Origin of the sequence: Microcoleus sp. D3_18a_C4 (genome assembly GCF_036702415.1) — a bacterium.
GTDB lineage: Bacteria > Cyanobacteriota > Cyanobacteriia > Cyanobacteriales > Microcoleaceae > Microcoleus.
Map to the genome: position 1 here is coordinate 11442 of NZ_JAUBTI010000022.1, position 6096 is coordinate 17537.

Below are 6096 nucleotides of genomic sequence, written 5' to 3' on the forward strand. Positions count from 1 at the left end.
TGATTTCTGGTAATCGACCGGACATAATATTAGACGGCAATCAACATTGTTATTCACTGTTGTTATTGGTGGCTGCTTTCTGACGAAAGGAAGATGCTGGTATCAACAAGTATTGTTCAGAAATTCACAGTTTTTCTTGGCTTCTGCCTTCCCCCCTGCTGGGGTAGGGGGGGGTTGGCTTCTACCTTTTGCCTTCAGGGAAGAGGAGCAAAACTGTAGATTTTTTGAGGTTCGAGCCGATCGCAAATTCCGGTTAATTCCGACAACAGGAATGTCTCGCGATCGAGCTGGACTTGCAGGGTTTTGAGCGGATCTGCACCGGAGGAAACCATGAATTCTAATGTTTGCAAATTCGGCTCAGTGCTGATTTCACCCAAAATTTGGCCGATCGCCTTGACGTAAGGATGGTTTACATCCAAGTACCAGTCGGGGGCTGCGAGTCCGGCTTGATCGAAGCCCAGGTGAACGATGAGGGAGCCTTCTCCGAAAAGGGCTATGCCCACCGGCCGCGCTTCTTCTTGCAGCAGCAAGTGCTGGCTAGCCGCCAAATGCCGCAGCTTTTCGAGGTGTTCGTACCGATTTTGAATGGCAGAATCTTCCTCTTTTCCTTCTGCTTTTTCGTTCCACTGAATCGCCACTGTTACTAAATAAGTTTGCAGTAGCATATGACCGAGTTTTTCGGCTTTTGTTGCCAGATAGATCGAGTTGTAATCTGTGGCTTCAATTAGTAAAGGGACGCGATCGGCTACTTCAATGCCGTAACCTTTCAAACCCGCAATTTTGCGCGGGTTGTTGGTAATCAACCGAATTTTTTTAACTCCCAAATCGTTGAGCATTTGTGCTCCCACGCCGTAGTTCCGCAAGTCGGCGGGAAATCCCAACCGTTCGTTGGCTTCTACGGTATCGAATCCCAAATCTTGCAGCGAGTAAGCTTTTAGTTTATTTACCAATCCAATGCCCCGACCTTCTTGGCGCAAGTAAACTATGACGCCAGAACCGACATTTTCGATCATTTTCAGTGCCGCTTGCAGTTGCATCCGGCAGTCGCAGCGCAGGGAACCCAAAGCATCGCCTGTCAGGCATTCGGAATGCACCCGCACCATCACGGGTTTGTCTTTAAATTCTGCCGGGTCGCCCTTGACAATAGCAACGTGTTCTGAATTGTCTTGGGTGTCGCGGTAGGCGTAAATCATAAACTCGCCGAATTGAGTGGGCAATTTGGCGACGGTTTCGCGGCGGACGAATCGATCGTGCTTGAGTCGGTAGCTAATTAAGTCAGCAATACTGATTATTTTAAGGTTGTGGGTTTTGGCGTACTCGATTAATTCCGGCAACCTCGACATGGAACCGTCGGGGTTTTGAATTTCGCAGATCACGCCGGCAGGATACAGGCCAGCGAGTCTGGCGAGGTCAACCGAGGCCTCGGTGTGACCGGCGCGTTTGAGGACGCCACCGTCGATCGCCCGCAGGGGAAAAATGTGACCGGGACGGCGCAAGTCTTGAGGTTTGGTGTCCGGGTGGATGGCGACTTGGATGGTGCGGGCTCTGTCTTCGGCCGAGATACCGGTACTGACGCCGTTGACTGCATCGATGCTGACGGTGAAGGCAGTTTGGTTGTTGTCGGTGTTTTTGCTGACCATGAGGGGCAGTTCCAGGCGATCGAGCCTTTCGCCACTCAATGCCAGACAAATCAAACCCCGCGCGTTCACGGCCATAAAATTGATGTTGTCGGGGGTGGCGAATTGGGCAGCACAAATCACATCGCCTTCGTTTTCGCGATTTTCGTCATCGACTACTACCAGGGGGCGACCTGCTTTGAGGTCTGCGAGGGCGCTGTCGATCGAGTCAAATTGAAATGATTGTGTTGAGGTGTTGTTATTGGGCACTGAGAAGTTCAAGCTATAAAATGTTATGGAAATAGAATGTATTTGTGATTGTAACCTTTTGTTTCCGGCAGGGCGATCGCCCAATCCAGATGAGTTTGACAATATTTCTAAAGTCACTTACTATAATTATTGCATCTTGTCAACAAAATCTCTCTCCAATATTTCATGAGCTTGACTGAGATCGCGAATATTTTAGGTAAACCGTACTTCCAAGCTCCTAATTTCCTAATTTACAACCTGGATTGTTTGGAAGCATTGAAGTTGCTACCCGATCAATTTGTAGATTTAATACCACTTTAATGTGAAGTTGCACATATCTCGATCCCCCTCGCATACCCCCTACTCCCCCTGGTTATTGGGGGAATTTGAGCGGAATCTTGTCCCCCCCTTATTAAGGGGGGCTAGGGGGGATCTGATTCTATGCAGCCTCATAAAAAATTGGTATAACCGTTACCAGCCCGCCTTATAACATCGGCAAAGAGTACGAAAAATCCTTGGGTTAGATGAGTATTTAAACTGGTGCGAGCAGTGGATAGCGGAGGTTTACCGGGTAACGATCGATCGAGGAGCGTTTTGGCTGAATTTAGGTTATTTGTCAATTCGCGATCGGGTAAAAGCAATTCCGATTTCCTATCTGCTTTGGGACAAAGTGCCTTTTTATCTGATTCAAGAAGTTGTCTGGAACTACGGCGCGGGAGTTGCGGGCAGCAAGTTCTTTTCATTCCCAATGAAAAGTTTCTCTGGTAGGTAAAAAATCCTGATAAGTATACATTTGATTTGGATAATAGAGCTATCCGGCATTTGTGGTGGAAACGGTAGTCTCGCTCACCCAGGCTTTCCGGCTTGTACCACGGGAAGTGAGTTTTATTTTTATAATCACCTAAAACTCAGGAGAGCCGTCTAGCCTGTTGAAAAATTATCCTATCATTCCTGTGTCTTATGAGTAACAATGCCCGCGTCAAAACAATTCTGATTCTGGCAGCTAATCCCAAAAATACGGCTCCCTTGCGATTGGATCAAGAAATCCGGGAAATTGACGAAGGATTGCGACGGGCAAACAAACGAGAACTGTATAAATTAGAACAAAAATGGGCCGTGCGTTCCCGTGACTTTTACCGGGCTATCTTAGATTATCAACCGAATATTGTTCACTTTTGCGGACATGGTGCGGGAGAAGATGGAATTGTCCTAGAAGATGATACTGGAAAAATGGCGCTGGTGCAGACAAATGCCCTCGCCAGTATGTTTAAATTATTTGCAAAAAAAGGGGTAGAGTGCGTAATTCTCAATGCTTGTTATTCGGAAGTACAAGCTGATGCAATTAGCCAATACGTTAATTATGTAGTTGGCATGAATAGAGCCGTGGGAGATAAAGCAGCCGTCGCCTTTGCGGTGGCATTTTATGATGGGATTGCGGCTGGGTATGAAGTGGAAGAAGCCTACGATTTAGGGCGTTCGCAGATGATGAGTTTCCTAGAGCATGAAACTCCGGTTTTTAAGAAAAAGAACTTAATAGATGCTCCGATTGATGACGGTATAATTGCTTTTGAAGATGTGATTCCGCCTAACCCTTATCAAGGATTGTCTGCATTTAAAGAAGAAGATGCAGACTTCTTTTTTGGACAAGAAAAATTTGTAAATAAGTTAGTAGAAGTCACTCAGACACAACCCTTAGTAGCTGTCGTCGGGCCAAGTGGAAGTGGTAAATCTTCTGTGGTGTATGCGGGATTAATTCCCAAATTGCGAAAAGAAGGAAATTGGTTAATTGAATCATTTCGTCCCGGGAAAGAACCGTTTTTGCCTTTGGCTTCTGCCTTAGTGCGGCAATTAGAACCAGAAGCGGGTGAAACTCAACAATTGCGGGAAGCGGTAGGATTAACCGGCGACTTACAAAATGGGAGAATCACTTTACAGCAAGTTGTATCTCGCATTTTAGAGCGTAACCCAGGTAAACGGTTGTTGTTAGTTGCAGACCAATTTGAGGAACTGTACACCCTTTGTCAGGTGAAGGAAGAACAGGAACGTTTTGCTAATGAGTTGCTAACGGCGATCGCTCAACAAAATATTACATTAGTTTTGACGTTACGCGCTGACTTTTACGGTTATGTGCTTTCCTATCGTCCATTTCGGGATGCTTTGCAGGAATTTACACCACAATTGCTTAGTTCCATGAAGCGAGAGGAATTACAGGCAGCAATTGAATTACCTGCTCAAAAATTGGCAGTCCAATTAGAACCGCAATTAACCCAACGCATTCTTGATGATGTGGGGCAAGAACCTGGGAATTTGCCCTTATTAGAATTTGCTCTAACTCGTTTGTGGGAAAAGCAGCAAAACCGAGAGTTAACTCACCAAGCTTACGAAGAAATTGGCGGGGTGAAAAAAGCCATTGCCAATCATGCCGAACAAGTTTACCAACAACTGAGCGAAACCGAGAAAAAACAGGCACAACGTATCTTTGTGCAATTAGTGCGTCCGGGGGAAGGAACCGAAGATACTAGGCGCGTTGCTACCCGTGCGGAAGTGGGGGAAGATAATTGGAATTTGGTCAGTTATTTAGCGGGATATCAAGCAAGATTGGTAGTGACGGGACGGCAAGAACAGGAAGATACGGTAGAGGTGGTGCATGAAGCGCTGATTCGAGAATGGGGCACTCTGCGCGAGTGGATGAATGCTAACCGTCAGTTTCGGACTTGGCAAGAACGACTGAAGATGGGGTTACGGGAGTGGAAAAATAACAACCATGACTCTGGAGGTTTGTTGCGGGGGACATCGTTGACTGTGGCGGAAGATTGGTTGCGTAAACGTGCCGATGAAATGACGCACGAAGAACGAGATTTTATTCAGGTTAGCGTTAAAGAACGGGATAGAGAAAGACAAAAAAAGCAACGCAGGCGGCAACTGACGATTGTTGGGCTGAGTGGCTTTTCAGCAATCGCTTTGGTTTTAGCAGGGTTAGCTGGTTTCGGTTGGTGGCGTGCTGCTATTACTCAAATTAATTCTCTGGCTCAATATTCCGATGCGCTTTTAAATTTAGATAATAAGTCAAAAGCTGTCAAAACAAGTTTAAAAGCGGTTGTGCAAATGCAACGTACACCTTGGGTAGATGCTGATACTCGTACCCAAGTAGAACTGTCATTATTAAATACAGTTTCCCAGGCAGCAGCACCAAACACCTTGGGCGGACACGCGAACTGGGTTTGGGCTGTCAGTTTCAGCCCCGATGGCAAGCTGCTGGCCACTGGCAGTGCTGACAGAACCGTGAAACTGTGGGATACCACCACCGGCAAGCAAATTAACACCCTCACTGGGCATACAAACGAGGTTTTTGCTGTCAGTTTCAGCCCCGATGGCAAGCTGCTGGCCACTGGCAGTGCTGACAACACCGTGAAACTGTGGGATACCACCACCGGCAAGGAAATTAACACCCTCACTGGGCATACACACTGGGTTTGGGGTGTCAGTTTCAGCCCCGATGGCAAGCGGCTGGCCACTGGCAGTCGTGACAAAACCGTGAAACTGTGGGATACCACCACCCACAAGCAAATTAAAACCCTCACTGGGCATACAGACGTGGTTCGGGCTGTCAGTTTCAGCCCGAATGGCAAGCGGCTGGCCACTGGCAGTGCTGACAAAACCGTGAAACTGTGGGATACCACCACCGGCCAGGAAATTAAAACCCTCACTGGGCATACAGACGTGGTTTGGGCGGTCAGTTTCAGCCCCAATGGCAAGCTGCTGGCCACTGGCAGTGGTGACAAAACCGTGAAACTGTGGGATACCACCACCGACAAGGAAATTAACACCCTCACTGGGCATACAAACGCGGTTTATGCTGTCAGTTTCAGCCCGAATGGCAAGCTGCTGGCCACTGGCAGTGCGGACAAAACCGTGAAACTGTGGGATACCACCACCGGCAAGGAAATTAACACCCTCACTGGGCATACAAACGGGGTTTGGGGTGTCAGTTTCAGCCCCGATGGCAAGCGGCTGGCCACTGGCAGTCGTGACAAAACCGTGAAACTGTGGGATACCACCACCGGCAAGCAAATTAACACCCTCACTGGCCATACAGACGTGGTTCGGGCTGTCAGTTTCAGTCCCAATGGCAAGCGGCTGGCCACTGGCAGTCGTGACAAAACCGTGAAACTGTGGGATACCACCACCGGCCAGGAAATTAAAACCCTCACTGGGCATACAGACGTGGTTT

Annotated in this window: 3 protein-coding genes; 2 read left to right on the forward strand and 1 reads right to left on the reverse strand. The window is 47.9% G+C overall.

The genetic code is table 11. The annotated features are described in order from the left end of the window. Positions 1 to 194: 194 nt before the first annotated feature. Positions 195 to 1886, reverse strand: coding sequence for a bifunctional 3,4-dihydroxy-2-butanone-4-phosphate synthase/GTP cyclohydrolase II (ribBA, locus tag QUB16_RS12775; RefSeq protein ID WP_333316487.1), 1692 nt, complete (start codon positions 1884 to 1886; stop codon positions 195 to 197). Between the two features lie 556 nt (positions 1887 to 2442). On the opposite strand from ribBA, the gene QUB16_RS12780 reads away from it, so the two are divergent. Continuing rightward, positions 2443 to 2637, forward strand: a complete 195-nt coding sequence (locus QUB16_RS12780; RefSeq protein WP_333316580.1) for a hypothetical protein — start codon at positions 2443 to 2445, stop codon at positions 2635 to 2637. A gap of 188 nt (positions 2638 to 2825) precedes the next feature. Next, positions 2826 to 6096 (forward strand): nSTAND1 domain-containing NTPase (locus tag QUB16_RS12785; protein ID WP_333316489.1); only part of this gene is annotated, 3271 nt, incomplete at its 3' end.